Source organism: Aquamicrobium sp. (genome assembly GCF_023954335.1).
GTDB lineage: Bacteria > Pseudomonadota > Alphaproteobacteria > Rhizobiales > Rhizobiaceae > Aerobium.
Map to the genome: position 1 here is coordinate 1,274,958 of NZ_JAMLIE010000001.1, position 26,267 is coordinate 1,301,224.

The window sequence follows — 26,267 nt, forward strand, 5'->3', positions numbered from 1 at the left end:
GCGAATGTCCCGCGGGCCGGTTCAGGGAGAACAGCATGTCCGTGCGCACATCCGCAGCGACCACCGCCTCGTTCGCAGTGCCGGGCGCGATCGTCTTCGCCCTGTTCTTCCTGTTGCCGCTGGCCGTCGTCCTCATCGAGGCGATGAGCGACGGCGGATCGGCGTTCTCGCGGGTGTGGAACGACCCGGTGTTCTGGAACGGCCTGCGCGGCAGCATCCTCCTCGGGCTTGCCGCCCCGTTCTTCTCGCTCCTGATCGGCGTGCCGGTCGCGATCACGCTGGCGCGGCTTTCGCCGCGCATGCGCGCGTCGCTGCTGATCGCCATCTCGCTGCCGCTGACCTTCTCCGGTCTGATCGTCGCCTACGGCTTCATCCTGCTGCTCGGCCGCGCGGGCTTCGTCACGCTGCTTCTGGCGCGGGCGGGCTTCGATCCCGCCGTGGTCGGGGGGTTCATCTTCTCGCCGATCGGCCTCGGCCTCGCCTATTCCTATTATCTCGTGCCGCGCGTCGTCCTGATCGTGTTGCCGGCCGTGCGCAATTTCGACGGCGTCCAGTTGCGCGCCGCTCGCTCGCTCGGTGCGGGCCCGTTGCGGATCCTGGGCGACGTGCTGCTGCCGCAGATCTTGCCTTCGCTTGTGGCGGCCTTCTGCCTGACCTCGGCCGTAGCGGTCGGCGCCTACGGCACGGCGCTGGCGCTCGTCGGCACACAGGTGAACATCTTACCGCTCATCCTCTACTCGAAGATTTCCGAGACCGGCACCGACATGCCATCGGCGGCGGTGATATCCATCGTCCTGATGGCGATCTGCGCGCTGATCATCGCCATCGGCGAGGCGATCTTCAACCGAGTGCCGATGCGCCGATGATCCCCTGGGAAACCGGTGGCGTCGCCACATACTGGAGGCCCGCGCCATTCGCCGCGTCTGCACGGTGATCCCGCCTGCCGTCACGCCGACGATCCTGACCGGTATGCACATCTCCTTCGGCATCTCCCGGGCAAGATGCAGCGCGGCCAGGCGCTTTGCCCTCGTGCAGCAGGTCGAAGGTGATGTTGATCTTGCCGTCCATGTACCAGTCGACGAACTTCGGCCAGTCGGTGCTGCCCGCGCGCCGCCGAAGGCCGTATCCGTCCGGCCGGTGAGTTGCAACGGCCGCGTCGCGATCGCCTTGCCTGCCTCGGCGAAGCCGATGATGATCGATTCGCCCCAGCCGCGATGGTCGCGGCGCACCTTGTGTGCTGGCGGCTTCGTTGGTTCCCTCACAGCCGGCTGGCGTGGGGCCATCGGCTACCAGCCGCCACCGCCACCGCCGCCGCCCCCGCCACCAGAGAAGCCACCGCCGCCAGAGAAGCCGGAGGACGAGCTTTTCGGTGCTGGCAGCGAAGCGGTGAAGCTGTTCGACAGCGCACCTGTCATGTTGCCAAGATTGGTGCCGATCTTGTCGGGACTGAAATCGCGGCCGTGATACCAAGTCGGACCGGCATAAGCGACGGTGCCTGCCGCCAGCGCCGTTGCGAGCCACGCATCGAATGTCTTCGACCAGGGTTCCTCGACCCCGAGCGCGACGGCATAGGGCAGTAGCGTCTCGAAATGCTGCGGCGACATTTCGGGCGCGCCCTGCATGTTCATCCGGTCTTTTTCGGCGAGGGTCAGATATTGCTTGAGACCGGCGATCTCTGCCGAACGCTTCTGGCCGATCGGAGTGGGCGCGCCCATAATGAAGAAGAAGACGATGTTGGCGATCGCCAACCCTGCGACAGCCGCTAGCACACGCGCATCGAAGTCGAGCGGCGTCAGCATCCCGACGAGGCTGGTCACCATGTTCAGGCCCGCGAAGCCGATAATGGCCGCCACGGCCACTGCCCCTATCCGCGCTCGGAGCGTGCGCGCGGTGCGGAACTTGCGTCCGACGCCGACGGCGATGACGGAAATCACTACCACGGGAAGGATCATGCCGAAGATGGACAGGATCGTGTCCACCGAAAGCCCTCCGAACGCGATGATGAATATGAACACCATCACCGACACGAAAGCGCCGGCCGTCAGATAGAGCGCGTTGGCGCGGTAGAACTGATTGCGGTGCTCGGCCTCCATCGCCTGCCGGAAGGCGCGGCCGACCAACTGCACCGTCTGGCCGTTCGCCTTGTTGACGGTCAGCGTATCGCCGTCGGCGGGCAGCGCCTTGAGGATGGCGCGCTGTCCCACACCGATCTCTCCGGGAACGCCGTCACCCTTGCGGCGGATCGTCATAGTCCGCTTCGGCTGATCGAGTTCCAGATGCCCCTTGACCGCGAGGTCGATCATCGAGGCGGCGAAGGCATCCCAGCCCATGCCCCGGAAGCCGCGCTTCTCGATATAGTTGGCCAGCCCCGGCGAGACGCCGTCCGGCGGCGTCCAGCGCGGCACGACGATGTCGGCGGGCGGGTCGCGCCCCACGCGCCGCCAGGCCCACAGATAGAAGACGAGCACCAGCGCCAAACCGCCGGCGCCGACGATCCAGCCGAGATTGTCGCGCCACCAGTCGGCGCGCCGTTCGGCTTCGGAGAGTGGGGCGATCACGCCTTTGGGGATGGCGACCACCGCCGTCAGCCCCTCGCGAGCCCCTAGCGTCCGCGTCGCGTCGACGAGAATGCGGTTTCCCCCGTCGAGCCGTTCGGCCCGCGCGGCCTGCTCGGTCGAGCCGTAAGGGCCGGTGAAATACGTCACGTCGCTCGTCCGCGCGCCGGCCGGCAGCCTGATCTCGGCGCCGGATTTCAGGATCGGGAAATCCCAGCCATTGCCGGTGACGTTCCAGTAGAGTTCGTCGTGCCCGTCGAAATAGCGGATCTGCCGCGTCGTGTCGTAGGTGATCGCATAAGTGTGCACGCCATGCGGCAGAAGCACGTCCGCATCGCCGATGCGGATGCGCAGCACGCCCGAACCACGCTCGGTCGCATAGGGCTCGCTCTCGCCATCGCGCGTTACCGATCGTACATCCAGCCGCACCTCGCGCGTGCGGCCGTTCTCGTCTTCATAGGGCAGCGGAATGTCGCGGAAGATGCCGCGCGAGATCTGCCGGCCCTCGACATTGACGGCAATGGTCTCGGTCACCGTCAGCGTGCCGTCCGCGCCCACGTCGATCAGCGCGCGGAAATCGCGGATCTCCTCGGCGGCCGGCGCGCCCGCGGCGGAACAGCAGACGAGCAGGAGGGCGACGAGGATGCGGGCGGGCGCTTTCATCGACCTGCCGTCAGCCGAACGACACTTTCGGCACGGCGCGGTCTTCCGCGTTCTCGATCTCGAAGAACTCGGCCTGGCTGAAGCCGAACGTGTTGGCGACTAGATTGGAGGGGAAGCTCTCGACCTTGATGTTCAGGTCGCGCGCCGCGCCGTTGTAATAGCGGCGCGACATCTGGATTTCGCTTTCCAGCGTCTCGAGCGAAGCCTGCAACTGGACGAAATTCTCGTTGGCCTTCAAGTCGGGATAGGCTTCCGCCACCGCGAACAGCCGGCCGAGCGCCTGGCCGAGCATGCCTTCCGCCTGGGCGCGGCCGGCGACGTCGTCGCGCGGAAGGCTCTGCGCCCGCGTGCGCAACGCCGTCACTTCCTCCAGCGCCGCGCGTTCGTGCTGCGCATAGCCCTTCACCGTCTCGATCAGGTTGGGAATCAGGTCGGCGCGGCGCTTCAACTGCACGTCGATGCCGGACCATGCTTCCCGCACCATCTGGCGGGCCCGCACGAGGCCGTTATAGGCGATGATCACATATCCGGCGACGGCCAGAACAATGACGACGAGGATGGTCCCGAGGCCGAAATCCATAATCTGATGCACCTTTCGAAAATTCAGAGTCCTACACGGTTTTGGCGAAAGTTTCCCGATTTCTGTGGCACACTATATCTGCTTGTCGCGCTTCGTCGGCGCCGGTCAAGCCGCTGCTGAGGAATTTCGGCCGGCCATGACCGGCATGCCAAAAGCCGCATCCTTACAACCGTCTTCATCTTGCCGGCATAGGGCAGTGAGTCCGGGCCGGCACCGGGCGGGCATAGTCCAATACATCAGGCAGGTCCGGGAAATAACCTGTCTCGGTGCGCCATGAACGATCCGCGCCGGGGACACGCTTCCCGCAAACATATGCCACATCGACGCGATCGGAATGTCGGTTCCCGATCTTGTCCGAGCCGATCAAAAACAATCCGTTCGGCCCGAAGATCACGTTCAGCTGCGCCGATCCATGCCACTCCGTCAGCGCCGAGATCGGCACATTCACCGTGGCGCGCCACGCCCGGTCGGTCTGCAATTCGACCCATTGTGCCGCTACCGTCCAATGACCGTCATGATCGACATCACGCGGCAGGCTGAGCGCGTTCGCGCTATAGGTCCGGGGCATCTCGAGTTCCGCCGCGCTGACCACGATCAAGCGCTGGGTTTCCGCGAGCGGCATTTCGATCGCGAAATGGGTCAGGACGACGGGCGAGGACTGGTAGGATCCGAAGGTCAGCGACAGCGAATCCGCTGCCATGGCGGAATGGCAACCGAGCAGCAGCACCATCGCGGCAAACACGATGCGCTTCATGGAAGCACCTGTACCGACAAATGCATTCAACCTTCACTCCGCAGGCGGCGCGCAATCGGTTCTGGACGGAACCGGGCGCATGTATTTCAGCACTACCGGTAGTTCCGGATACCGGCCGATATTGCTACCCCAGTTCCGGTCGGCGGATGGCACCCGCTGCCCGCAGTTCATTGCCAGATCCACCCGATCCTCCGGCTGGTTGCCGATTCTGTCGGAGCCGATCAGAAACAACCCATGCGGTCCGAAGATCACGTTGAGTTCATAGGCGCCATAGGCTTCCGTCAGCCCGGAGATAGGTATCGACACTTCCGAACGATAGGCGCGGCTGGTTTGCAACTCGATCCATTGAGCCGCGACCTTCCACCGCCGATCACCGCCCACATCCCTGGGAGCGTTGATCGCCGCGCTGGCGCCATTGGTGCGCGGCACCTTCTCTTCCGCCGCGCTTATGATGACCATTTCGGGCGTCGGGGCGAGCGAGGATTCGATGGAAAAGTGCGTCAGCAAAACCGGCGAGGATCGATGGGACCCGAATGTCAAGGTCAGCGAATTCGCCGCCGCAAAGGTACTGCCGAGCACCAGCGCTGCCATGGCGGCAAATATCGTGCCTGTTGGCGCGCATCTCATCATCATCGGGAGTACATACCGCTGGTGCGCCTTCCCACGGATATCAAGTCACATCCACCCGAATCGCGTTGCTTCGGATAGAGCTCATATCGCTGTTTCTGATACAGCAAAGCCGGTAGCGGCGTATACGGAACTGGTCGAAAATCTGTCTGCATCGTCAATCACAACAGCCGGGAGGCCGCAAAGCAATGAAGAGAGCTTACGGCTTCATCGCGATCTCGGGTTTTGTCCTCGGCCTGATCCTCGGGACGATCGCAGGTCCCCTGGCGGTTTCATATGTCTGGAGGCCACAGCCGGCGGCTGAGCCAATGGAATACCGGGCGTTCCGCGACAGGGCCGTCGCGGAACTCTCCACGAACGAGGACCTGATCGCCTTTGATGGAGAAGCCCCTTTTCTGCAGCAAATGCGAAGCACGGCGCCTCAATGGTCCTCGCTTCTGCGTCTCCTGATGGCGGACCGGACCGTAGCGCTCGAAGTCAAGCTGGGCGCCCTGCCGGTCATTTTCGACCTACCGCCGGAAGATCTGGTGAATTTCGTGGATCACCTCAGTTCGCTCAGCCTTCTCGATCCAAGCCTCTTCCGCCTTGTCATGCTCGCCGCGACAAATCCCTATCACGCAAGCGGCTTCATGAAGCCGGGCATGGTTGCCGATGCGTCCCTGATCAATCTCGATCACCGCTCCGACGCCCGGATCGTGCTTCAGAATATCGCGAGAAACCCGGCCATCGACAAACAACTGCTGGAATCCGGGCAGTTTATGGAGCCCTATGCGCCCGGCCCGCAAGCCTGCAATCGCAGCGAGCACTTCCGGTGCACGGCCACCCCGAATCTGGTGTTCCACGGATGCCGACAGGCTGCTGGCGACCATTCGTATCGACGACATAGGCTACCTGCTGCGCTTGGCCGGCAGGACCGGAGGGCCTATTCTATGGCCTGGGCGGAGCCGGACGAGTTTGTGGATGCGACGATGACGATAGCAGAAGATGGCGGCCTGCCCGTATTGTCGGCGGAAGACACGCCCGACCGGATCGAGCACGTACTGAAATCGGCGCTGGTCGGCCGCACACGCGCCGAGGTGGTCCCGATCCTGACCGAAATGGGCGCGCGTGGCGCCTATGCATACGACCTCATGGATACGGGGCTTGCCGCGGGCGCGGAGGTCGGCAACGGCTATCGGGCGGGTGACCGGGTGTTGACGGTGACCTTCGGTCTTGCCCGGGGCGGCATTCAGCCGGACCGGCGGCTGCGCATTTATCTCGCATATGGAGACGAATGGCGCGCAGCCGATGAGAACGACCGGATCAGCGGGGTCCGCGAAATCGAGTACTACGCCAAATAGCGTCTGGCGAACGTTGGTGACAACCTGAACTTCGCTGGGCCGATGCCCGCCAACGGCTGAGCAGGGTGGACTTCTGGAATGTCGATCCCGTCCGTCGTTTCATCCAGAAAAAGTTGCCGGCACGGCGCTGGTGGAACGAAACCGGATGGAGCGCACGGCCGAGACGACGCAATTCGGCCAGGCGCCATTCAACGCCTGTTTCGACAGGCATAGGGCGCAGTCTCCGGCTTCAGGCCGATCCTTGTTCCGGCCCCTGACGACCTGTGCGCCATGATGGACGGGGTCACTCGATCTCGTCCATCCTGGCGCGCAGGCACATGAAAGCGCCATGGGTGCAATGATGGATGGTCATCGGCGCGACCGCCAGACGATATTGATCCGTTTCGGAGCTGTAGTCCGCTCTCGACAGCCCGGTGCTCTTTCTGAACGAGCCGGTCGAAAGGTCGAGCAGCGTGATCGCGGCGGGACCGTCCGCGCCGATCACGATCAGGCGCTCCTCGACATCAGGCTCCGAGCGCATTTCCGGCATTAGGTCCTCTCTCGGCTCCTGATCGCGTGCGACATCGTGCCTGCGGCGGAATTCGGAGAAGCCGATCCAGTCCTCCACCGGCCAGACGCCGCCGGGGAAAACGTCGACCCATTCCGGGTTGCGCCGGTCGGGTTGCGGGCCGGTCAGCGGGTTCCGGCTGCCGGCGAGCGGCGGCGCGAAGCGGAAGCGCACCCGGCCGCCATTGTGGGCCTTCAGCAGCGGAACGAAGCCTTGCGGCATCTCCGCACCGAACCTTTCCGCGACTTCGGCGAGGGTGTCGTCGGTCGCGCCAACGGCCGTCGCGCCTGGCATCCAGAAGGTTCCCATGGCGGCGACCCGTGGCGTAAGCCTCCGGTCGGCGATGGGCAGGCTGTCGTTCGAAAGCGGGTTCGCGCGCTGGCGTAGCGCCTCGAGGAATATGTCGGCCGCTGCGAGGTCGACGCATGTTTCGGACCGGGTCAGGTCGGGGCAATGGAGCACAAGTGGCTCGTCCCGTCCGCGATAGTCCAGCATGAGCGCGCTATCGAACGACGCCGAGACGACGATCAGCCGTTCGGGGCTTTCGTGCAGTTGCGCATAGGGCGTCGCTTCCGGGAAGGACAGCCGCTCCGACAGCTCTGCGAGGCTGACCCATGTCAAAAGCGGCAGCAGTGCCCCTTCTGTCCGTCGTCAGGGTTTTTGGGACAACAGGCGGCGTGAGCTAACGGAGGCTCTGGTCCATCAGGTTTGTCACATTAGGCCGCTGCATCTCGATGAAGCAAGCGACGCTGTTTGATGGTTTCGCGTTTGATCCTTTCCCTTTCCAGCGTGATGATATCGCCGCGCCCGAAGTAGACGTCGGCAGGGGTGAGATTGTCGAGGCTCTCGTGGTAGCGGCGGTGGTTGTAGTGATCGACGAACGCCGCGACCTGCTGCTCGAGATCACCCGGCAGGAAGTAGTTTTCGAGCAGGATGCGGTTCTTCAACGTCTGGTGCCATCGCTCGATCTTGCCTTGGGTCTGAGGATGGCAGGGCGCCCCGCGCGTATGTTCCATGCCCTTGTCGGATAGCCATGCGGCCAGGTCGGAAGAGACGTAAGAGGGGCCGTTGTCGGACAACAGCCGCGGCCGCTGCACCACCCTGGCGCTGTCGCAGCCAGAAGCCTGCAGCGCGATGGTCAGCGTGTCGGTGACGTCCTCGGCCTTCATCGTGGTGCACAGCTTCCAGGCGATGATGTAGCGAGAGAAGTCGTCGAGCACGGTCGACAGGTAGAACCACCCCCAGCCGATCACCTTCAAGTAGGTAAAGTCGGTCTGCCAGAGCTGGTTGGGCGCCGTCGTCTTGTCGTGGAACTCATCGGCGGCCTTGATGACGATGAAGGCGGGGCTGGTGATCAGGTCGTGGGCCTTGAGCAGGCGATAGACTGAGGATTCCGAGACGAAGTAGCCCCTCGTGTCGGTGAAGGTGACCGCCAGTTCCCGTGGCGACAGCTCCGGCTCGTTCAACGCCAGCTCAATGATCTGATCGCGTTTCTCCTCGGGGATGCGGTTCCAGACCCGGTTCGGCCGGGGCCTGCGATCCTCCAGCGCATCGACACCGCCGGCCAGGAAACGGTCATACCAGCGATTGAAGGTCGAGCGCGGAATACCGAGTTTTTGCAGCGTGCGCCGCGCCGACAGATGCGACTGCTCGACGAGCCGAATGATCTCCAGCTTCTCGGATGCGGGGTATCTCATTCGTCGTCGCCCCCATCCGCAATCATGCTTTTTTTAAGAATCCGCAGTTCCAGCGCCTGCTCGGCGACGACCTCCTTGAGATCGCGCGCCTCCTTGCGCAGAACCTTCACCTCGTCGCTGGTGGCGGCGCGCGCCGTATCCCCGGCAAGCCGCTTCTTGCCGGCTTCCAGGAATTCCTTCGACCAGGTGTAATAAAGGCTCTCCGCGATCCCCTCGCGCCGGCACAGCGCCGCGATCGACTCTTCGCCGCGCAAGCCCTCCAGCACGATGCGGATCTTCTCCTCGGCCGAATATTGCTTGCGGGTTGCGCGGCGGATGTCTTTGATGACCTGCTCTGCCGGCGCTTTCCCGGTTCCGGATTTCTGTCTCATCTTCGCTCCTTTGAAAGGCTACGATGAACCAGAAATCCTCCGTTCTCAGTTAAGCCGATTTGGTCCCATCAGTGCTGACGCCGGACAATGGCGGAACAGCGGCACAAATAGGATAGGGCTTCAGCCTGCCCACGCGCATTGGATGCGGTGCCGTCAACCTCCTTGGATTTCACGTTCTCCCCTTCTTCCTCCGTTTCCAAAGTGTCGTTCGGGAAATCCCCAGTTGATCGGCCGCATCCCCGATCCGTCCGTGCGCGGCGACGATGGCCTGCTCGATCAGATCGGCTTCGGTGCGTTTTTTCGCAGCAGCAAGAGTTTCTTTTCCATCCTTCCCCAATCCTGTCTCCGGAAATATGTCGGCGGTCTCAAGCACGTCTCCCTTTGTGAACACGCTTGCCCTGTGGAGCCGGTTACGCAGTTCCCTGATGTTGCCTGGCCAGTCGTAGCGCAAAAGTGCTTGCAAGGCTTCGTGCGACAGTTGCCGAGCAGGTTGGTTCGCGGATGAAAACTCTTGCAAGAACCGCTTGGCCAACGGCTCGATCTCGCCGATGCGCTCGCGAAGCGGAAGAAGCGGGATTTCTATCACCGACAGGCGATAGTAGAGATCGTCGCGGAACTTTTTCTCAGAGCGCAGATGGTCGAGATCGGCATTGGTCGCGGCGACGATCCTTCCGCCGAACGTCTTGTCCTTCCGCGCCCCTACGGGTCGGAACCGGCCGTCCTCGAGCACACGCAAGAGCGCCGTCTGGAGGCGGGTATCGAGCTCGCCGATCTCGTCGAGGAAGAGCGTCCCGTCCGATGCCTCCTCGAAGTAGCCGACATGGGCTTGCGCGGCGCCGGTGAACGCGCCGCGCTCATGGCCAAAGAACTGGCTTTCCAGAAGCTCGTGTGGGATCGCGCCGCAGTTGACCGCAACGAAGGGCGAGTCGGAACGAGGAGAACTCGTATGAAGGTAACGTGCAGCGACCTCCTTGCCGACACCCGTCTCTCCCGTAAGCAGCACCGGAAGGTCGGTGGCGGCGGCACGTTGCAATTGCTCGGCGATCGTCTTGGTTGCCGGCGAAAGCGCAAACTCCGCCGAAGCGGCGCCGTCTGGCGAGCGGTGTCTGCGAGACAGGCTCGTCCGGATGCGCCCGACGAGCTCGTCCACGTCGTAGGGCTTGGTCAGGTAGTCCTCGGCACCGGCCTTGACCAGCCGCACCGCCTGGTCGATCTCGCCGAAGGCGGTCGCGAACAAGATCGGCGTGTCGCCCAGCCATGGCTGCGCCTTCGTGAACACGTCCTCGCCGGACCCGTCCGGCAACACGATGTCGGACAGCACGAAGTCTGGTCGGGCACGCTTCAGCGCGGCGATCGCGTCGGCGCAAGTCTGCGCCCAGATCGGGGCGAAGCCTTCGAGCTTCAGCCGCTGCACGATCGCGCCGCCGAGGATCGGGTCGTCCTCGATGACGAGGATTTGGGGGTTGGCGATCATGCCGTTGCGCTCCTGTCTTGCAGGGGAATATGGAGCGTGATGACCGTGCCGCTATTGGGGGCCGATTCTATTGCGACGCGCCCCTGCAGGCGCTCCACAAGGCGAATGATGACAGCAACCCCGATGCCAGGCCCCTCTGTCGCTACGGCCCCGCTTTCGATCGTACGCGCGAGCCCCCGATCCAGACCGCTGCCTTCGTCCTTGACGGTGACGACGAGTTCCCGGTTCCACACTCTGGCAGTCAGTTCCACCTTGCCTCCCTTGGACGAAGCGCGGACGGCGTTCAGCAGCAGGTTGAGGAGAACCTGGCGCACATCGAGCGCGGGGACAGCGACGGTTTCCGGCATGTCGACATCGAGCACAAAACTCACGTCACGTGACTGGCCATCGGCCTCGACAAGCAGGCGCAGATCCTCGAAATCCTGCCTGGACAACGGCCGCCATTCAGGGCGTGCGCGATAATTTTCCAGGGTGGCGTCGACGACGTGCTCCAGAGCAGCGACGCCGCGTTCGAGGAACTCGACCGCCTCGCCACGCGAATCTTCCCGGTCGCCGAAACGCTTCAGGGTGCTGATGGCCGTGCGCATGCCGCCGAGCGGGTTCCTGACCTCGTGAGCAACGGTAGCAGTCAGTCGGCCAAGATCCGCCTCGCGCTGCTGCTCGGCAAGGTGCGCGAGCAGACTTTCACGCTCGCTCGCTGCGTTGGCCATCGCGTTGAAGGCGAGGATCATGCGTTCGGCCTGCACGTCGTCTGCGGGTATTTCGTGCGGTTCGATGGGCCTGAGCATGCCGAGCGCGGCGTCGTAGAGATGGTGCGCGACAATCGCCATCGGCCGCTGCATGCCGCGGACCATGAAGAAGCCGATGACTGCGCATATGCCGCTGAAGACCAGATCGAACAGGAGCAGAAGCCACCTGATCGAGCCTCTTTCTGCGTCGAAGGAAGAAATGTCGAGGTTGACGACGACGGTTCCGAGCGTTGCAGCGCCATCCGCAAGCTGGCGCCATATCCATATCGTGCCGTCGTCGGATCGGCTGAAGCCGGTGGCGCTGGCACGCACCTCTTGGGGCAATTGCTCGTCCTCACTGATCCCTGGGCGCGACGCCTCAATGCGCTGCCCGTCGCGCTCGTCAAGAAAGGTCAGTCGCCGATCTACGACCCCCTCGTGAAACTCGAGCGCCTGTTGAAGCGTCGCGCGGATACGGTCAGTGTCGTTGCTGGCGACGTGAGGCAGAAGGGCGGCCGAGAGCCCGTCGAGATAGACGTGTCCCAGCGTCTCGACCTGCCGGTCGGCCTGCCGGCCCATGAAGAAGATGGCGGTCTGCGTCGATCCGACGGCGGCGATGAAGATCATCGCGGCTGCGATGAGGGGCAGCCGCACGGTCACGGGCAGTCTGTATGCTCGGGCGCGCAAGCTGCTTCTCTCCCGACGATTGTCCTCGCCCGAGAGTCGCAGCGTCATGATCCTAACTCAACCGAAAACGACCAATGGCGCATCGTCTTCATCCCGATGCTCCACGGTACCGATACGATGGCGCGCGAGCCAGGTCGCCGGGTCGATCCTTCTTTCGGCAAGACCGTGGTCGAACCAGCTGCGCCGCGGCAGAACCAGCGCGACACCTTTTCCGAGTCGCTCGCGCAGGACGGGGGCTGGATCTCCCTCCTCGACGGAAACACTGAAACTGATGCCGGCTTGTTTCGCGACCCGCTCGAAGGACTGCACCGCCTCGGCCAGCCGGTGCCGGGCTTTTGTGATCAGCGTATTGCGCAACTGTGCGGCATAGTAGTTGCCGCCGATCGGTATCGGGCCGACATTCTCCAGCATCTTCGTGTCGACGATCGCCATACCGACCAACTCGGCTTGACTAGCCTTCGCCAGTTCGATCGCGTGTCTCATCGCGACTTCCGCACCCGGACCGTTGGTAAGGCCCAGCACCACACGCTCTATCGTCGGGTTCATGTCTTTTCTCCAAAGGGAACCTGTCGGTGGATGATCAAAGTCGCCGCGCGGCAGTTCGCCCTTGAGCTGGTCCTCGCGCGTGCCGCCCCACAGGGGCACGCCCGCGACGTAGCCCGCGCGTGCAAGGAGATGGCCGGCGATCGGGGTGGTAAGCAGCAGGAAGGCGATGGCGATGGCGACCTTGATCCACATGCCGGGCGACGGATGCGCGAAGGCCACGCCGATCAGCAGCAGCCCGCAGCCGGCGACGCCCGCCTTGGTGGCGGCATGCATGCGCATGAAGAAATCCGGCAGGCTCAGCACGCCGATGGAAGCGAGCAGGCACAGCGCCGCGCCGGCGACGAGAAAGAGGGCCGAGAGGAACTCCGTCATCCCTCCTCCTCCTCGTCGATCGAGCCGCGCTCGATGAAGCCGGCGAAGGCGACGGCGGCAAGGAAGCCGACCAGAGCCACGCCGAGCGCGATGTCGATGAAGGCGGCAGAGCCGGAGACGACCACCGCCATGCCCGCCCCGGCGACGCCGAGGATGCCCAGCATGTCGAGGGCGACCACGCGGTCAGGCCCGGTCGGCCCGCGCACGATGCGGATGCCGGCGCAGATCATGGCGGCCAGCAGCAACAGCGCCGCGATGGCCGTGCCGGCCGTCTGCACGGTTTCGGGCGTCATGGCAGCACCTCCTTCACGCAGCGCTCGAAGCCGTCCTTGATCCCGGCGACGCTCTCGTCGGAGACGTTCATCACATGGCAATAGAGCGTGGTCCGGTCCTTGCTGACATGCAGGCTGGTGGTGCCCGGCGTCAGCGTGATCATGTTGGCGAGCAGGGTGATGCCGGCGTCGCTCGTCACGTCGAGCGGCACGGCGACGATGGCCGAGCGGATCGGTCGGCGTGGATTGAGCACGGTGATGGCGACGTCCTTCACCGAAAGCGCAAGCTCCCTGAAGAACAGGCCGGTCAGCCGCAGCCACGCGAGCAGAGCACTCATGGATTTGCCTCCGCGAGTTGTGCGGGCGTGCCGAAAACGGCGTCGATATAGACGGACTTGTCGAGAAGCTGCGCGCCCGCCCGCAGCGAAAAGTCGACGAACGGCTCGGCATAAAGCCCGATGGTGAGCGTGATGGCGGCGAGCGTGACGATCGGCGTCAGCATGAGCAGCCGTGTCCTGCGATCCGTCTGCCAGCCCCGAATCGTCTCCGCCGCACCGGCGGGCGCAGCCTTCCAGAACGCCTCGTTCCAGATCTTCAGCATCGAATAGAGCGTCAGCAGGCCGACCAGCAGGCCGGTCGCGGCGAGGACGACGTGGCCGGCGTCGAGGCTCGCCTTGATGACGGTGAACTTCGACCAGAAGCCGGAAAGCGACGGCAGACCCGCGAGCGACAGCGCCGGGATGAGGAAGAGCACGCCCAGCATCGGCAGGCTCGTGTAGAGGCCGCCGAGCTTCTTCAGATGGAACGAGCCGCCGGCGCGCTCGATCGCGCCCGCGATCAGGAACAGGTTCGCCTTCACGATGATGTGGTGGATGACGTAGAGGATCGAGCCGCCGACCGCGAGCGGCGTGGCCACCGCGATGCCGAACAGCATGTAGCCGATCTGGCTGATGATGTGGAACGACAGGATGCGGCGGATGTCGAAATGCGCGGCGGCCCCCAGAACGCCCGTGACCATCGTGAAGATCGCCACCGCCGCCACGATCGGCCCCGTATAGCCCGCGTCGCCGTCGAACAGCAGCGTGAAGGTGCGGATGATGGCGTAGACGCCGACCTTGGTGAGCAGCGCCGCGAAGATCGCGACCACGGGGGCCGAGGCCGTGTGATAGGCAGCCGGCAGCCAGTAGAACAGCGGGAATACCGCAGCTTTGGAACCGAAGGCCATCAGGAACATGACGGCGAGCGTGGTCACGAGCCCCTGGTTCTCCAATGTCGGCAGCACACGGGCGAGATCGGCCATGTTGAGCGTACCGGTCATGCCGTAGAGGAAGCCGACGGTAATGAGGAAGAACGTCGTCGCGATTAGGTTGAGCGTGACGTACTTCACGCCCGCGTCGAGTTGCTCCTTCGTGCCGCCGAGCGCCAGCATGCCGAAGGACGAGATCAGCATGATCTCGAACCAGACATAGAGGTTGAAGATGTCGCCGGTCAGGAACGCGCCGGTCACGCCGAGCAGCAGGCCCTGATAGAGCAGGTGATAAAAGGCGTTTTCCCGAGGCTCGATATTGCCGTTGAGGCCGTAAATCCCCACGGCGACGGCCATGATACCGGTGATGAGCACCATTGCGGCCGCGAACATGTCGGCGACGAAGACGATGCCGAACGGCGCGTCCCAATTGCCGAAACTGGTGGCAAGCACCGTGCCGTCATAGACTGCGGCTGTGAGGGCCAATGCGGAGCCGAGAAGCCCGACGCTTGCAACCAGGCTGACGATGCGCTGTGCGGACTTGTTGGACCAGAAGAGCGCGCAGAGCGCGACGCCGAGAATCGGAAAAAGTATCGGAAGTGTCAGCAGGATGTGTGGGCTCATCAGGCGGGTTCCTCCGCCTTGTGGGTTCTTGACGACCTGGCCTTGGTCTGCGCTTCTGGTTCGGCTTCCCGCATGGCGTCCGCATCGAGCGTACCCAGACGGCGATGCGCGCTCTGGAACAGGACGACCGTGAAGGCGACCAGTGCGAACGAAATGACGATGGCCGTCAGGATCAACGCCTGCGGCAGCGGGTTCGCCCCACCCGCCAGCGCCGTCTCGCCGGCGGGCACCAGCGGCGGCACGCGGCTGTCTAGCCGGCCAGCGATGAAAATCGACAGGTTGGCCGCGTTGCCCAGCACGAGCAGGCCCAGGACGATGCGCAGCACGTTGCGCGACATCAGGAGATAGGCGGCGACGGCCATCATCACGCCGAAAGCGATGGCGAAGACAGGCTCCACGTTAGTTCTCCAGGTAGTAGGACAGGAATGTCAGCACGGAGCCGATCACGACGAGATAGACGCCGAGGTCGAACACCAGCGTCGTGCCGATCGGCAGCGACGCGAAGGGCCACTGATGCGTCAGAAATGGCTCTCCAAGCAGCAGCGACGGCAGGCCCGAGACGATCGCCAGCAGGATGCCTGCCCCGATCAGCGCCTTCGGCCAGACCCGCAGCATGGCGATCAGGGCCTCGCGCCCGCGTGGGATCGCATGAACGGCAATGCCGGCGGCGGCGATCAGCCCGCCGATGAACCCGCCGCCCGGCTCGTTATGTCCGCGCAGGAGCACGTAGATCGAAAAAGCCAGAGCGGCAGGCAGGATCAGCCTGCTTGTCGTCTGAAGGATGATGGAATTCATTTGCGTTTCTCCGCAGTGGCGCGGCGCAGGCCGGCCAGAACGGCGGCGGCCGCCACGGCCGCGAGGCCGAGCACAGTGATTTCACCCATGGTGTCGAGGGCCCGGAAGTCGACCAGGATGACGTTGACGAGGTTGCGGCCGTGCGCTTCCGGTACGCTCGCCACCCGGAACCAGTCCGAAAGCCGTGCATCGAAGGGCTGGGCCAGCACCGCCAGCAGGATCAGGGACGCGGTCGCTCCAACGACGGATGCGACGAGAGCATCGCGCAGGCGTTCCCCCGGAACGCGGCTGTCGCGCTCGCGAAACGGCATGTAGCCGACGATTGCAAGCATGATGATGATTGCCAGCGCCTCGACCGAGAACTGGGTGAAGGCAAGGTCAGGAGCACCCTGAAACAGGAACAGCAGCGCGACAACGAAGCCGACCATGCCGGCTGCGACGATGCCGGTAATGAAGTTGCGCGCACGGGCTACGGCGAGGCTGGACACGACCAGCAGCACCGCAATTGCAAGGTCCGGCGCCAGGCTGCCACTAAAGGACGGTAGTTCCAGTCCACGATGCAACAGCAGCGTGATCAGCGCAGCCAGCGACATGATCAGCAGTGTCCGCGCTACATAGCTGCGCAGGCTTCCCGGCTGGATCAGGCCCGTCTGCCACAGCGCCAGTCGTTGCAGACCGTCCATGACACGGTCGTAGCCACGATCGGGACCCCAAAGGTCGATCTGCCGGATGCCCGAAAGGGTGGAACGCAACCCATCCCAGCGCAGATAGGCGAAGATGCCGAGCGCCAGCGTCAGCAGGCTCAAGGCAAGCATCGGCGTAAAGCCGTGCCAGAGCGACAGAGAATAGGCGACCGGTCGCCCGGCGATGGCGCTTGCAGCAGGCACGATCAGGCTGTCGCCGACCAGCCAAGGCGCCAGGCCGAACACGAGGCCGAGAGCCGCCAGCACAACCGGTCCGGCCAACATGGCGAAGCCGGGATCGTGCGGCGTTTTCGGGGTCGCGGTCAGGTCACCCGAGAAGCATCGCACGGCAACGACCCCCGCCACCACGACCATCGCCGCGTTTGCGACAAGCGCAACCGCCACCAGCGCCCACCTGGCCGACGCCGCCAGCCCGGTCTCATAGACGAGTTCCTTGGCCGCGAAGCCGATGAAGGGCGGCAGCCCCGCCATCGACAGCCCGCCCAGAAACGCGACCGCCGCCGTGACCGGCATGTAGTGGCGCATGCCGCCAAGCGCGGACGAATCCCGCGTGCCCGTTTCATGGTCGATGATGCCCGCGACGAGAAACAGGCACGCCTTGTAGAGCGCATGAACGATCAGGAAGGCGACGACGGCGACGGCCGCCAGCTCGCCCGGAATGCCGATCAGCATGGTCAGCGTGCCGAGCGAGACGATGGTGGAATAGGCGAGCACGCGCTTCAGGTCGGTCTCGCGCATCGCCAGCACTGAGCCGGTCAGCATGGTCGCGGCGCCGAATCCGGTCAGCAACGCGATCCACAGCCCATGGTCCGAGAAGACGGGATCGAGGCGGGCGAGCAGATAAACGCCGAGCTTCACCATCGTCGCCGAATGCAGGTAGGCAGACACGGGCGTCGGCGCCACCATCGCATTGGCGAGCCACGAATGAAGCGGCGCCTGCGCGGACTTGGCGAACGCGCCGGCCGCGATCAGCACGATGATGACGGGCGCCGTCGGATGTGCCGCGATCACCCCGCCCCGCCCGAGAATCTCCGTGATGGAAAACGTGCCCGCGACGGAACCGAGCAGGATGACGCCGGCCAGCATCGCAAGTCCGCCCGCGACCGTGACCAGAAAGCCCTGCTGGGCCGAGCGTCGGGATTCCGCCTCTTCCGGCGAATAGCCGATGAGCAGGAAAGAGGTGAGGCTGGTCAGTTCCCAGAACACGACCAGCAGTACGAGGTCGTCCGCCAGCACGGCGCCGAGCATCGAGGCCATGAACAGCGTCAGCACGGTATAGAAGCGTGCCAGACGCGGTGCCCCGTGCAGATAGGAGGAGGCGTAGAGAAAAACCGCGCCGCCGATGCCGCTGATCAACAGTGCGAAGGTAAGCGACAGCCCATCAAGCCGGAACGCGGCTTCGATGCCGAGGCTCCGTATCCAGCGATGCGCCTCCAGGATGATCTCACCGCCAGCGATCTCCGGTAGCAGTACGCAGGAACTGGCGAAGAGCAGGAAAGGTATCACCGCCGCTAAGGGTGAAGACCGGCCGCCGGCCCAGCCGACGACCGGCGCGAACATGAAGGCGGATGCGACAAGCGCGAGAAGGATCATGGTGCGAGGCTTCCGTTATGGAGACCTCATAGAAAGTTTCATGCCAGTTTCGCCGATGCCCGGATGATCTCGTTATCTCATTGATTTTGAAAGAATAGCTTCCGTTCTGCCTCGCGGCGGCAGAACGCGACGTTCAGATTCGTGAACATCGTGAACCGAAGATGTTAACCTGCGTGAACGTCAACGATGCTAACGATCGAGGATGCCCATAAGCTCGCTGCGTAGTTCGACATGGACCTCGTGGCGTTTCCTGCCGGAGGGAGGCAGAACGATCTCACCTATGAGCGAGCGCAACGCTTCGACCGCCTCGCGGCCGTCATAAGGATCGTTGAGAGCTTCAGTGAACCGCTCCACGTTCCGACGATAGGCGTTGGCGATGTTGGGATGCACATCCGGCACATCGGCAGGAGCCTCCGCCATGCAGGCGAACGGCATACTCGACAAAATAACATATCCGTGCCTCAATATGGTCTTCGCAAGGAAGAAACATTCGGGCAAACAAGCCTTTCTCGGGGGCGCATGACGATATTATCCATTCGCTCGCAAGACTTCGAGATTTCCCGCCGCGTCGAAGAATTTCAGAACGTTGTTGCCGCGATTACAAAGGTGAACTTCGTTCCAGACGATGAGGATTTCTTTACCTCCGAGACGTCAATCGGCGTTCTGCAAAATCTGATCGTCGGCTATGGGCGGCACTCCGCGTCAACGGCGTTTCGCACATCCGGCCACGCCGCCGAGACCGACGACAATGTGATGTTCCACATTCCGCTTTCGGGAAGCTGTTCCATCGAACAGCGGGGCGGCGAATGCATCGAACTGAAATCTGGTCTCGTCTATGCCGATCCCGGCGAGGTTCCCGGCGTCATCAGGTTTCATGGCGAGCCCACCGAAGGGTTCTATGTCTCCGTCCCGCGCGTCCATCTCTCCGACGCCACCTTGGGTCTCAACGCCATGCTGCGCGGCACCGCGTCGCTGACGCCGCAATGGCGTCTGTTCTTCAATTACGCCCGTAGCCTGCATGGGGAAATGTCGAAGCTCGCCCCCGTGGAGGCCGAGCAATGCGCAACGCATGTGCGGGACCTGGCGTTGATGGCGCTCGGCGCGACACGAGAAGCCGCCGAAGTCGCAGCAGGTCGCGGTGTAAGAACGGCACGGCTGAAAGCCATCAAGGCGGATGTCGAGCGCCATTTGACCGTGCCGGATTTGACGGCGGACGGGGTAGCCAGCCGTCACGGCATCAGCCCACGCTATCTGCGCTCGCTGTTCGAGAGCGAGGGCACCTCGTTCGGCGATTTCGTCGCCGTGCGGCGTCTGGCGTTGGCCCACCGGTTGCTTTCTGATCCGCGCACTGCGGGGAACAGTATCGCCAGCATCGCCATGAGCGCGGGGTTCGGCGATCTGTCATGGTTCAATACCCGCTTTCGCCGTGCCTATGGCATGTCGCCCAAGGATGTCCGCGCTCTGGCGTGTTTGCGCTGAACGGATCGTCTCGGACATCTGTTCCGCTCTCCCACTGTTTCACTTCCTCTCTCCCCAAGACGGGCGATGGCGGCCCGCTTACTCTGCATCATGGGCGCACCTTGGCTGCTGGTGAGGGTGAAGCGTATGCGCACGTGAGAGATCGAATATGGAACCAAAGCCGTTCAACGATGCTGGCCCTCGTCACGATTGGATGGAGGCGTGATGTGGAATTTTTCGGTTTCCCGCTCCCTCAGCCTCATGGGCCGCACCATGCCCTTCATCGCCCTGCGCGTGGCCGTCTATTTCGGCATGGCGGCGGCCTACGTCGTCGTTACGGGCACGGGTGTGGCTCATTCCCGGTGCATGGTCGGCGGGCGGATTTGTCTTCGCGCTGATCTTTGCCTGGGCGGTCAAGGCGGCGCTGATCGAGCCCTTCGCCGTAACCTGCATGATGGAAGTCTATTTCAGGACCATCGAGGGGCAGCAGCCCAACCCCGAATGGGACGCCAAACTGTCGGGCGTCTCAAAGCAATTCAACAAGATCAAGGACAAGGCCATCGGCGGACGCGGTGCGCCCGACATTGGCTTTGCCGTCCCCGGTTCGTGAGGAGGGATCGACATCGTGACATCGCACCACAAGAGGAAAACCGGCCCGCTGGCTGGTTTGAGGCGCATCGGGTATCTTGCCGCTTTCAGCGCCTTGGCCGGGTTCGCGCTTCCCGTGGCGGCCCAACAGGCCGACAGCGCCTCGATCCTGATCTATGACGCCTCGGGGTCGATGTGGGGGCAACTCGACGGTGGCGTCACCAAGGTCGAGATCGCCCGCGAGGTGATCGGAGACTTTTTCGTCAGCCGCGACAATACGGTTCCGCTCGGCGTCATCGCCTATGGTCACAACCGGCGCGGGGACTGCTCCGATATTCAGGTGATCGCCAATGTGGGCGTGAACAATCCTTCCGAGCTTTCGGCCCGGCTCAACCGGCTCAATCCGCGTGGCATGACGCCGATCACGGATTCGCTGTCGCTCGCCGCATCCATGATCCCGCCCACGGCGGAATCGGCCGACATCATCCTCGTGACCGATGGGCTTGAAACCTGCGACGCCGATCCCTGCGCACTCGCCGCGCAACTGGCGCAGGAAGGCATCGCCATCCGCGCGCATGTTGTCGGCTTCGGACTGACCTCGCAGGAAGCGGCGGCGATGAGCTGCGTGGCCGACGCCACGGGCGGGCTGCTGCTCACCCCCCAGACCGGGCAGGAACTGGCCGACGCGCTAAACCAGATCGCGGCCGTCGAACCGGCACCTGAGCCTGAGCCGGTTCCGGAAGCGTTCTTCGATATTGGCCCGAAAGCCGAGGCGGGGCACGACTATTCCATTTCATTTCAGGGCACGGCACGCCCTGACCACTACGCCGGTTTCACTCTACGCGGAGAAGGTAGACCCTCTGTCAGCCCTTCCTTCGGTGTCATCGGTGGCGCTGGCGACCTGGGCAACAATCCATTTTCCAAGACGGCACCGACCGAGCCGGGCGCTTACGATCTTGTCATGACGGCGCCTGACGGCACGGTTATCGCGCGTCAACCAATCGAGGTCGTTGCGCCGTCCAACGGCTTTGATGCCATCGGTTCGGTCGCGCCCGACACGCGGTTCGAATTCACATGGCGCGGCCCCAATCAGGTCGGCCAGCGCATCGTCATTGCGCGCCCCGGCGCAGCCCCCGACGACTATTTCGACAGTTGGGGTTATCCGTACAATAACCGGCAGACCCAGCGCATGGGCCTGCGGGCACCGGCGGAGCCCGGCATCTACGAACTCCGCTACATCTCAGGCAATCGGCAGGAGATATTGTTCTCCCGCGAATTTGGCGTAGGCGTACCCTTCGAGGACACCGAACTTACCAATACCGCCGACCTTGCCACGCAGGCCGCAGCCGCAACGCAAGCCATGCCCGGTCAGGACGCCATGCCAACAGTGCGGGCGACCTTCCGCATCCCGGACAATTTCCCGCAGATCCCGCTCTGGTGGTCGGCTGTCCCGCTCGATCCCGACATGAGCCCCGAAGCTTGGTCCCCCATCTCCGAAATGATCGTTGGCGAAGGTGAATTCGAGCCGGGCCGCTATCACGTGTCGACCACGGGACCGGGCGAAGTGGAATTCAGCGCCGAGGTGGAAATCTACCCCGGTCAGGATAACGACTTCATCATCCCGCCGGTAGACGAATCCGACGATGAGGCTTCGGCGAGGACGCTTGGAGGTCCGTGGCAGATTATCGGTGTGCCGCCTTATCAGGTGCAGGCGGGAGCGGATCAATTGCTGACGCTCGCGCTTGAACAGGCTCAACCCAACGGCGCGATTGGCGGAATCTGGGTGGCAGGGGAACGACTTGCCGGGCCACAAGCGGCCGGACGGGAAGGCACATTCACGACTGCAACGCTGGAAGGCGACGTGCTGCGCATGACCTTCACGGTGGGCGAGCCGATCCCGGCACCTATGACGCTCTATCTCACGCCTTACGGCATCGGTTATGCCGGCACACTGTCATCAGGTGGGCAAGGCATGAGCGTTGTCATGTGGCCGGGCGGCCATGTGCCTCCTTCGCTGGTCGAAATGCGCGTTGCCGTGCATGGTCCGGCACCAGCCGATTTCGTTGATACGACCAGCCCTCGGGCATCCGCGCAGACGCAAGAGCCAGCGCAGGCCGCAACGGTGCCGGTGCGCCTGCGCACGCCGTTGCAGATCGGCGATTTGGGGGTGCAATGGTCGGCCATCCGCACCGATGTCCGGGAAATGGACGTCGCCTTCGCCAGCCACGATCTCCTGCCGACCTTCACGACCCAACTGGCTCCGGGGGGCACCTATGAGGTCGAGGGGATCAACGAAGCGGCTGGCATCCGACTCGCGGGCACGATCACGATCAACCCGGCAGGCGGCAACGATTTCGAGATTCCGGTCGCCGGAATTGCCGACAACCACGAAGACCCGGTGGCCTTTCACTGCACGGACAATCCTTCGGGCTGCCTGGTCAATCATGCCGCAAGCGGTATCTCTCTGACCCTGCCGAACAATTGGTCGATGAGCGAGCCGTATTTCTACGAAACCGTTGGCGGCGCGCGCGCCGATCTGCCGACTACCACCTTCTTCGCGGAGGATTTCGGCAAGGTCATCAGCGTGGAACTCAACCCGCGTCAATGGATGGAGTCGAACGGTCCTTGCCGATCCATCGGCGCAAATCAACTCTGCATGTTCAGCGGACAGGGTATGGGTGCGGAGATCGGGTTCGAGGGAATTGCTTCTTCGCTTCGGATTGCGTCGTCAGGACCGAACGACGCGGCCGCGCCTCAATCGACCGGAGCGATCCGTGTGACCTTTCGGCCTGCCGAACAGTTCGGAACCGGCTGTTTCCTGAACGCCGAAATTGCGAACCCATCGGGCGAAGCCTTCACGCTGTTCGCGCCGATCAACGCCACGGCAAACGGCCAACCGGTTCGTCCGGCGCTGAACCCGGGAGAGCCCGTCGTGCTGGAAATCGATGCCTATACCGAGACGGGTGCCACGCTCACCCCGCCGATGCTGATGTCTCCATGCGATACATTGGTGATGGGCGTCGGTCCCGTCGAGTGCCGTATAGGCGTCGGCGATTCAGGCCCGTTGACCGCCTGCCCCCTGCCGGTCGAGGTGATGGCTATCCCGGAATTTACCGATCTCTTCCTCGTAAGCTCGAGTGATCGGGCGTCCTTCTCTCAGCCGACAGGTTCTCCCGCCACTGTCGCGGATTCGGACGCCATCATCCCGGTCGATCTCGGCGGGCGTGATCCGGAGTCGGTCCTGCGCGCCCTTTTCAGCAACCGGTCGGGGAACTGAATTCATGAGAAACAAGCTGGCATCCGCCATTTTCGGTTTGGCCTTGTCCTTCGGCTTCATCCCTGCGGCACATGCGCAGATGGTGCAGATCGCCATGTGCATGGAGGGTGGCTGCTCCTGCCATGTCCCCGGCACGACGCTTTCCGATGTCGAAATGATCCTCGGCGCTCCCAATCCTCCGGGTGCGGCCGACATGACGCTCGTGGTGTATGAAAACGAATATAGCTGGCGTTCCCAAACGCCCGCGCAGATTGATGCTTCGTTCGGTGGGCCGGGCGAGTGTCCGGTCCAGCTTGAAGCGCCGCTCATTCCCGAAGATGGAATGTGGCGCATCACAACCGGGGCCACCGACGCTTCGGCCTGCCCCCTGTTCTCGCTTACAGGTCAGGCCATCCCCGGCCAGATGAGCGGCGAAACCCGCCAGATCAGGTGGGGCGGATGGTTTTCGCCCAGCAAACTGATGTCAGGGGCGATTGGCCATGTGAACTGGACCTCCGCCGGGGGACATTCATGGCGTGGTGTTGTCGTTGATGAACGGCTGTCGGACGGCTCCGGCACTACGGGCGCAAGCGTCGTCTGGCGGCTGACCTTGGTGAGCCCCACCGAAATTACCGGCTCCAGCGTCTTTGAGTATGACATTTCATCTGGTCTCGCCGATGCGGCAGCGCAGGCCGTTCTCCAGAACATGCAGTGCCGGACGGTTACACCGTTCACGGCGCGAAAGGTTGGATGAGGAGAAAGGAGTAGAGCAGCCCAAGAGTCGGATGCACACATGCGCGCTGTCCAAGATGGACTACAAAACCCGAAGCTCTGACTCTTCTACCTATAACGGCCACACGAGCAGGATCATGGGCACGGAAACCAGGATGATGATGATTTCCAGCGGCAGGCCCATCCGCCAGTAGTCCCCGAAGCGGTAGCCGCCCAGCCCCATGATGATGGTGTTGTTCTTGTGGCCGATGGGGGTAAGGAAGGCGCAGGATGCGGCCACGGCCACGCCCATCAGGAAGGGATCGGGATTGACGCCCATGGAATTGGCCACGCCAACGGCTACTGGCGCGGCGATGAGCGCCGTCGCCACGTTGTTCAGGAAATCCGAAAGCGTCATCGTGACGACCATCACGAGGACAAGCACGCCCCATACCGGAAGCGCATCCGTCTGCTGCACGATGAAATCGGCGATTAGCGCGGTGCCGCCTGTTTCTTCCAAAGCAAGTCCGAGGGGTATCAGCGAGCCGAGCAGCACGATAACCGGCCATTCCACCGCCTCGTACACTTCGCTCGGGCCGACGATGTTGAAGAAGGCGTAAAGCGCGACGGCCGCCGCCAGGGCGACCGTCAACGGCAGCAGCCCCGCGACAGCAGCCGCCACCGCGGCGGCGAAGATACCGATGGTCGTCAGGGCCTTGCTGCGCTGGATGACCGTATGGCTTTTGTCGGCAAGGGCCATCGCGCCCATCCATTCGATGGCGTCCGCGACGCGATTGTCCGGTCCGAGCAGCAACAGCACGTCACCGGCGCGGATCGTCGTTTGACGCACACGGTTTCGCGAACGCGCGCCTTGCCGCGACAGTCCCAGCAGGGTCACGCCGCGCCTGCCCAGCAGGCGCATGCTGTCGGCGCTGCGTCCCTCGGCCCGCGCGCCCGCCGGAACGATGGCTTCCACGATGGTCATGGAACGGCTGGTTAAGCCGTCCTTCGCCGGAGTTCCCGCGATTTCGAGTTTCGCCTTGCCGGAGAAAGCCTCGATGGACTTGGGGTCGCCCTCGAGCATGAGGCGATCGCTCTTCATGATGGTTTCGTCGAAGGAGAAGCCCGCAAGACGCCTGCCCCGTCGTACCAGACCGAGAATTGCCACATCGTGCTGGTCCGCGAGTTCGGCGAGGTCGCGCGGTGTTTTGCCAACCCATTCGCTGTCTTCGGGGAAGCCCGCTTCGGCGACATAGTCAGCGGATTCGGCCGCCTCTGGCGGCGATGCCTGAAGCCTCTTCGGCAGAAGTCGCCAGCCGATCGTGGCGACGAAGGCGATCCCGGCGATGGCGCAGACAATCCCCACAGGCGCGAAGTCGAACATGGCGAACGGCTCGCCGAAAGCGTCGCGGCGATACTGCGCGATCACGATGTTCGGCGGCGTGCCGATCAGCGTTATCATCCCGCCCAGAATGGTGGCGAAGGACAGCGGCATCAGCGAGAGAGAAACGGATCGCGCGGCCTTTCTCGCCGTTTCCATGTCTAGCGTCATCAGGATGACCAGGGCAGCGACATTGTTGATGACAGCCGAAAGCGCGGCTCCCACCACGGACATGATGCCGATATGGACGGGGAGGCTGCGTTGCGCGTTGACGACGTATTGCGCGATGAATTCGACGGCCCCCGCGTTGACCATGGCGCGCGAAACCACCAGCACGAGCGCAATGATGACGACGGCCTCGTGTCCGAATCCCGAGAAAGCATGCTCCGCCGGCACGACGCCGCCCGCCACGGCGATGACCAGCGCGGAAAGCGCAACAAGGTCATAACGGATCCTGCCCCAGACCAGCATGGCGAAGACGCCCCCAAGCAGCGTGAAGATGAATATCTGCTCATACGTCACAGTTTGTTCCTCGAACGGTTAGGGCGAGCCGCACATTGTTGGGGTACATTTGTCGGTGAATGCGCGAGGGTGATGACATCCGCCGCGCGATATTGACGGCTTGCCCGGGCTGGATGGAACCTACCGCATGAAGGCAGGCAAGCATCGATATCCGAAAATCGACGATGAGATGATGC

General features: G+C 63.5%; 23 protein-coding genes and 1 pseudogene. 6 read left to right on the forward strand and 18 right to left on the reverse strand.

The genetic code is table 11. The features are described from left to right. Nucleotides 1–35: 35 nt before the first annotated feature. Complete coding sequence (locus M9945_RS06245; RefSeq protein ID WP_367931566.1) at nt 36–866, forward strand: ABC transporter permease; 831 nt, start codon at nt 36–38, stop codon at nt 864–866. Here the strand turns inward: M9945_RS06245 and M9945_RS06250 are convergent. The 6 genes and pseudogenes from M9945_RS06250 to M9945_RS06275 form a co-directional block, all read right to left on the reverse strand. Next, nucleotides 841–1,068, reverse strand: a complete 228-nt coding sequence (locus M9945_RS06250) for a hypothetical protein (RefSeq protein WP_367931571.1) — start codon at nt 1,066–1,068, stop codon at nt 841–843. The genes M9945_RS06245 and M9945_RS06250 overlap by 26 nt on opposite strands. Further along, nucleotides 1,048–1,217: pseudogene (locus M9945_RS06255) on the reverse strand (S-(hydroxymethyl)glutathione dehydrogenase); the annotation flags it as partial. The pseudogene M9945_RS06255 and the gene M9945_RS06250, both read right to left, overlap by 21 nt. A 69-nt stretch (nt 1,218–1,286) precedes the next feature. Further along, complete coding sequence (locus M9945_RS06260) at nt 1,287–3,218, reverse strand: DUF2207 domain-containing protein (protein ID WP_367943840.1); 1,932 nt, start codon at nt 3,216–3,218, stop codon at nt 1,287–1,289. Nucleotides 3,219–3,228: 10 nt separating this feature from the next. Further along, on the reverse strand, nt 3,229–3,798 hold the full coding sequence (locus tag M9945_RS06265) for a LemA family protein (protein WP_367943841.1): 570 nt from the start codon (nt 3,796–3,798) through the stop codon (nt 3,229–3,231). Nucleotides 3,799–3,973: 175 nt separating this feature from the next. Then, on the reverse strand, nt 3,974–4,552 hold the full coding sequence (locus M9945_RS06270) for a hypothetical protein (protein WP_367943842.1): 579 nt from the start codon (nt 4,550–4,552) through the stop codon (nt 3,974–3,976). A gap of 33 nt (nt 4,553–4,585) precedes the next feature. Further along, a complete protein-coding gene (locus tag M9945_RS06275) occupies nt 4,586–5,143 on the reverse strand; it encodes a hypothetical protein (protein ID WP_367943843.1) in 558 nt (185 codons plus the stop codon). Between the two features lie 224 nt (nt 5,144–5,367). Between M9945_RS06275 and M9945_RS06280 the strand changes: the two genes are divergently transcribed. Continuing rightward, the gene (locus tag M9945_RS06280; RefSeq protein ID WP_367943844.1) at nt 5,368–6,519 is read left to right on the forward strand and encodes a hypothetical protein; all 1,152 of its coding nucleotides are present in this window, start codon (nt 5,368–5,370) and stop codon (nt 6,517–6,519) included. Between the two features lie 283 nt (nt 6,520–6,802). On the opposite strand, the gene M9945_RS06285 is transcribed toward M9945_RS06280, so the two are convergent. The 11 genes from M9945_RS06285 to mbhE all read right to left on the reverse strand — a co-directional run bounded on the left by M9945_RS06285 (nt 6,803) and on the right by mbhE (nt 18,175). Continuing rightward, complete coding sequence (locus M9945_RS06285; RefSeq protein ID WP_367943845.1) at nt 6,803–7,687, reverse strand: SMI1/KNR4 family protein; 885 nt, start codon at nt 7,685–7,687, stop codon at nt 6,803–6,805. Between the two features lie 95 nt (nt 7,688–7,782). After that, nucleotides 7,783–9,134, reverse strand: a protein-coding gene (locus tag M9945_RS06290) for an IS3 family transposase (protein WP_367943246.1) whose coding sequence is annotated in 2 segments (ribosomal slippage) — nt 7,783–8,798 and nt 8,798–9,134 — 1,353 coding nt in all. Because the reading frame shifts where the segments join, the coding sequence is not laid out codon by codon here. A 169-nt stretch (nt 9,135–9,303) separates the two neighbouring features. Further along, nucleotides 9,304–10,608 carry a sigma-54-dependent transcriptional regulator gene (locus M9945_RS06295; RefSeq protein WP_367943846.1) on the reverse strand — a complete coding sequence of 435 codons (1,305 nt, stop codon included), beginning with the start codon at nt 10,606–10,608 and terminating at the stop codon, nt 9,304–9,306. Next, on the reverse strand, nt 10,605–12,071 hold the full coding sequence (locus tag M9945_RS06300; RefSeq protein ID WP_367943847.1) for a sensor histidine kinase: 1,467 nt from the start codon (nt 12,069–12,071) through the stop codon (nt 10,605–10,607). The genes M9945_RS06295 and M9945_RS06300 overlap by 4 nt, the downstream gene beginning before the upstream one ends. A gap of 9 nt (nt 12,072–12,080) precedes the next feature. Continuing rightward, a complete protein-coding gene (gene mnhG / locus M9945_RS06305; protein WP_367943848.1) occupies nt 12,081–12,941 on the reverse strand; it encodes a monovalent cation/H(+) antiporter subunit G in 861 nt (286 codons plus the stop codon). After that, nucleotides 12,938–13,234 carry a monovalent cation/H+ antiporter complex subunit F gene (locus M9945_RS06310; protein ID WP_367943849.1) on the reverse strand — a complete coding sequence of 99 codons (297 nt, stop codon included), beginning with the start codon at nt 13,232–13,234 and terminating at the stop codon, nt 12,938–12,940. The genes mnhG and M9945_RS06310 overlap by 4 nt, the downstream gene beginning before the upstream one ends. Beyond that, nucleotides 13,231–13,551, reverse strand: coding sequence for a Na+/H+ antiporter subunit E (locus M9945_RS06315; RefSeq protein WP_367943850.1), 321 nt, complete (start codon nt 13,549–13,551; stop codon nt 13,231–13,233). The genes M9945_RS06310 and M9945_RS06315 overlap by 4 nt, the downstream gene beginning before the upstream one ends. Further along, nucleotides 13,548–15,083 carry a proton-conducting transporter membrane subunit gene (locus tag M9945_RS06320; RefSeq protein WP_367943851.1) on the reverse strand — a complete coding sequence of 512 codons (1,536 nt, stop codon included), beginning with the start codon at nt 15,081–15,083 and terminating at the stop codon, nt 13,548–13,550. Before M9945_RS06320 ends, M9945_RS06315 begins: the two co-directional genes overlap by 4 nt. Continuing rightward, nucleotides 15,083–15,481, reverse strand: coding sequence for an NADH-quinone oxidoreductase subunit K (locus M9945_RS06325; protein WP_367943852.1), 399 nt, complete (start codon nt 15,479–15,481; stop codon nt 15,083–15,085). Before M9945_RS06325 ends, M9945_RS06320 begins: the two co-directional genes overlap by 1 nt. Before the next feature lies 1 nt (nt 15,482). Beyond that, nucleotides 15,483–15,878, reverse strand: coding sequence for an MnhB domain-containing protein (locus M9945_RS06330; protein ID WP_367943853.1), 396 nt, complete (start codon nt 15,876–15,878; stop codon nt 15,483–15,485). Continuing rightward, on the reverse strand, nt 15,875–18,175 hold the full coding sequence (mbhE, locus tag M9945_RS06335; protein WP_367943854.1) for a hydrogen gas-evolving membrane-bound hydrogenase subunit E: 2,301 nt from the start codon (nt 18,173–18,175) through the stop codon (nt 15,875–15,877). Before mbhE ends, M9945_RS06330 begins: the two co-directional genes overlap by 4 nt. Nucleotides 18,176–18,406: 231 nt before the next feature. On the opposite strand from mbhE, the gene M9945_RS06340 reads away from it, so the two are divergent. From M9945_RS06340 to M9945_RS06355, 4 genes are all read left to right on the forward strand, one after another. Further along, nucleotides 18,407–19,654 (forward strand): AraC family transcriptional regulator, encoded by a 1,248-nt coding sequence (locus tag M9945_RS06340; protein ID WP_367943855.1) that lies wholly within the window; start codon nt 18,407–18,409, stop codon nt 19,652–19,654. 325 nt (nt 19,655–19,979) lie between these two features. Then, nucleotides 19,980–20,243: a hypothetical protein gene (locus M9945_RS06345; protein ID WP_367943856.1), complete on the forward strand. Its 264-nt coding sequence runs from the start codon at nt 19,980–19,982 to the stop codon at nt 20,241–20,243. A 15-nt stretch (nt 20,244–20,258) separates the two neighbouring features. After that, nucleotides 20,259–23,498, forward strand: a complete 3,240-nt coding sequence (locus M9945_RS06350) for a hypothetical protein (protein ID WP_367943857.1) — start codon at nt 20,259–20,261, stop codon at nt 23,496–23,498. 4 nt (nt 23,499–23,502) lie between these two features. Further along, a complete protein-coding gene (locus tag M9945_RS06355) occupies nt 23,503–24,231 on the forward strand; it encodes a hypothetical protein (protein WP_367943858.1) in 729 nt (242 codons plus the stop codon). A 90-nt stretch (nt 24,232–24,321) separates the two neighbouring features. Here M9945_RS06355 and M9945_RS06360 read toward each other — a convergent pair whose 3' ends face one another. Next, nucleotides 24,322–26,091 (reverse strand): SLC13 family permease, encoded by a 1,770-nt coding sequence (locus M9945_RS06360; RefSeq protein WP_367943859.1) that lies wholly within the window; start codon nt 26,089–26,091, stop codon nt 24,322–24,324. Nucleotides 26,092–26,267: the final 176 nt, after the last annotated feature.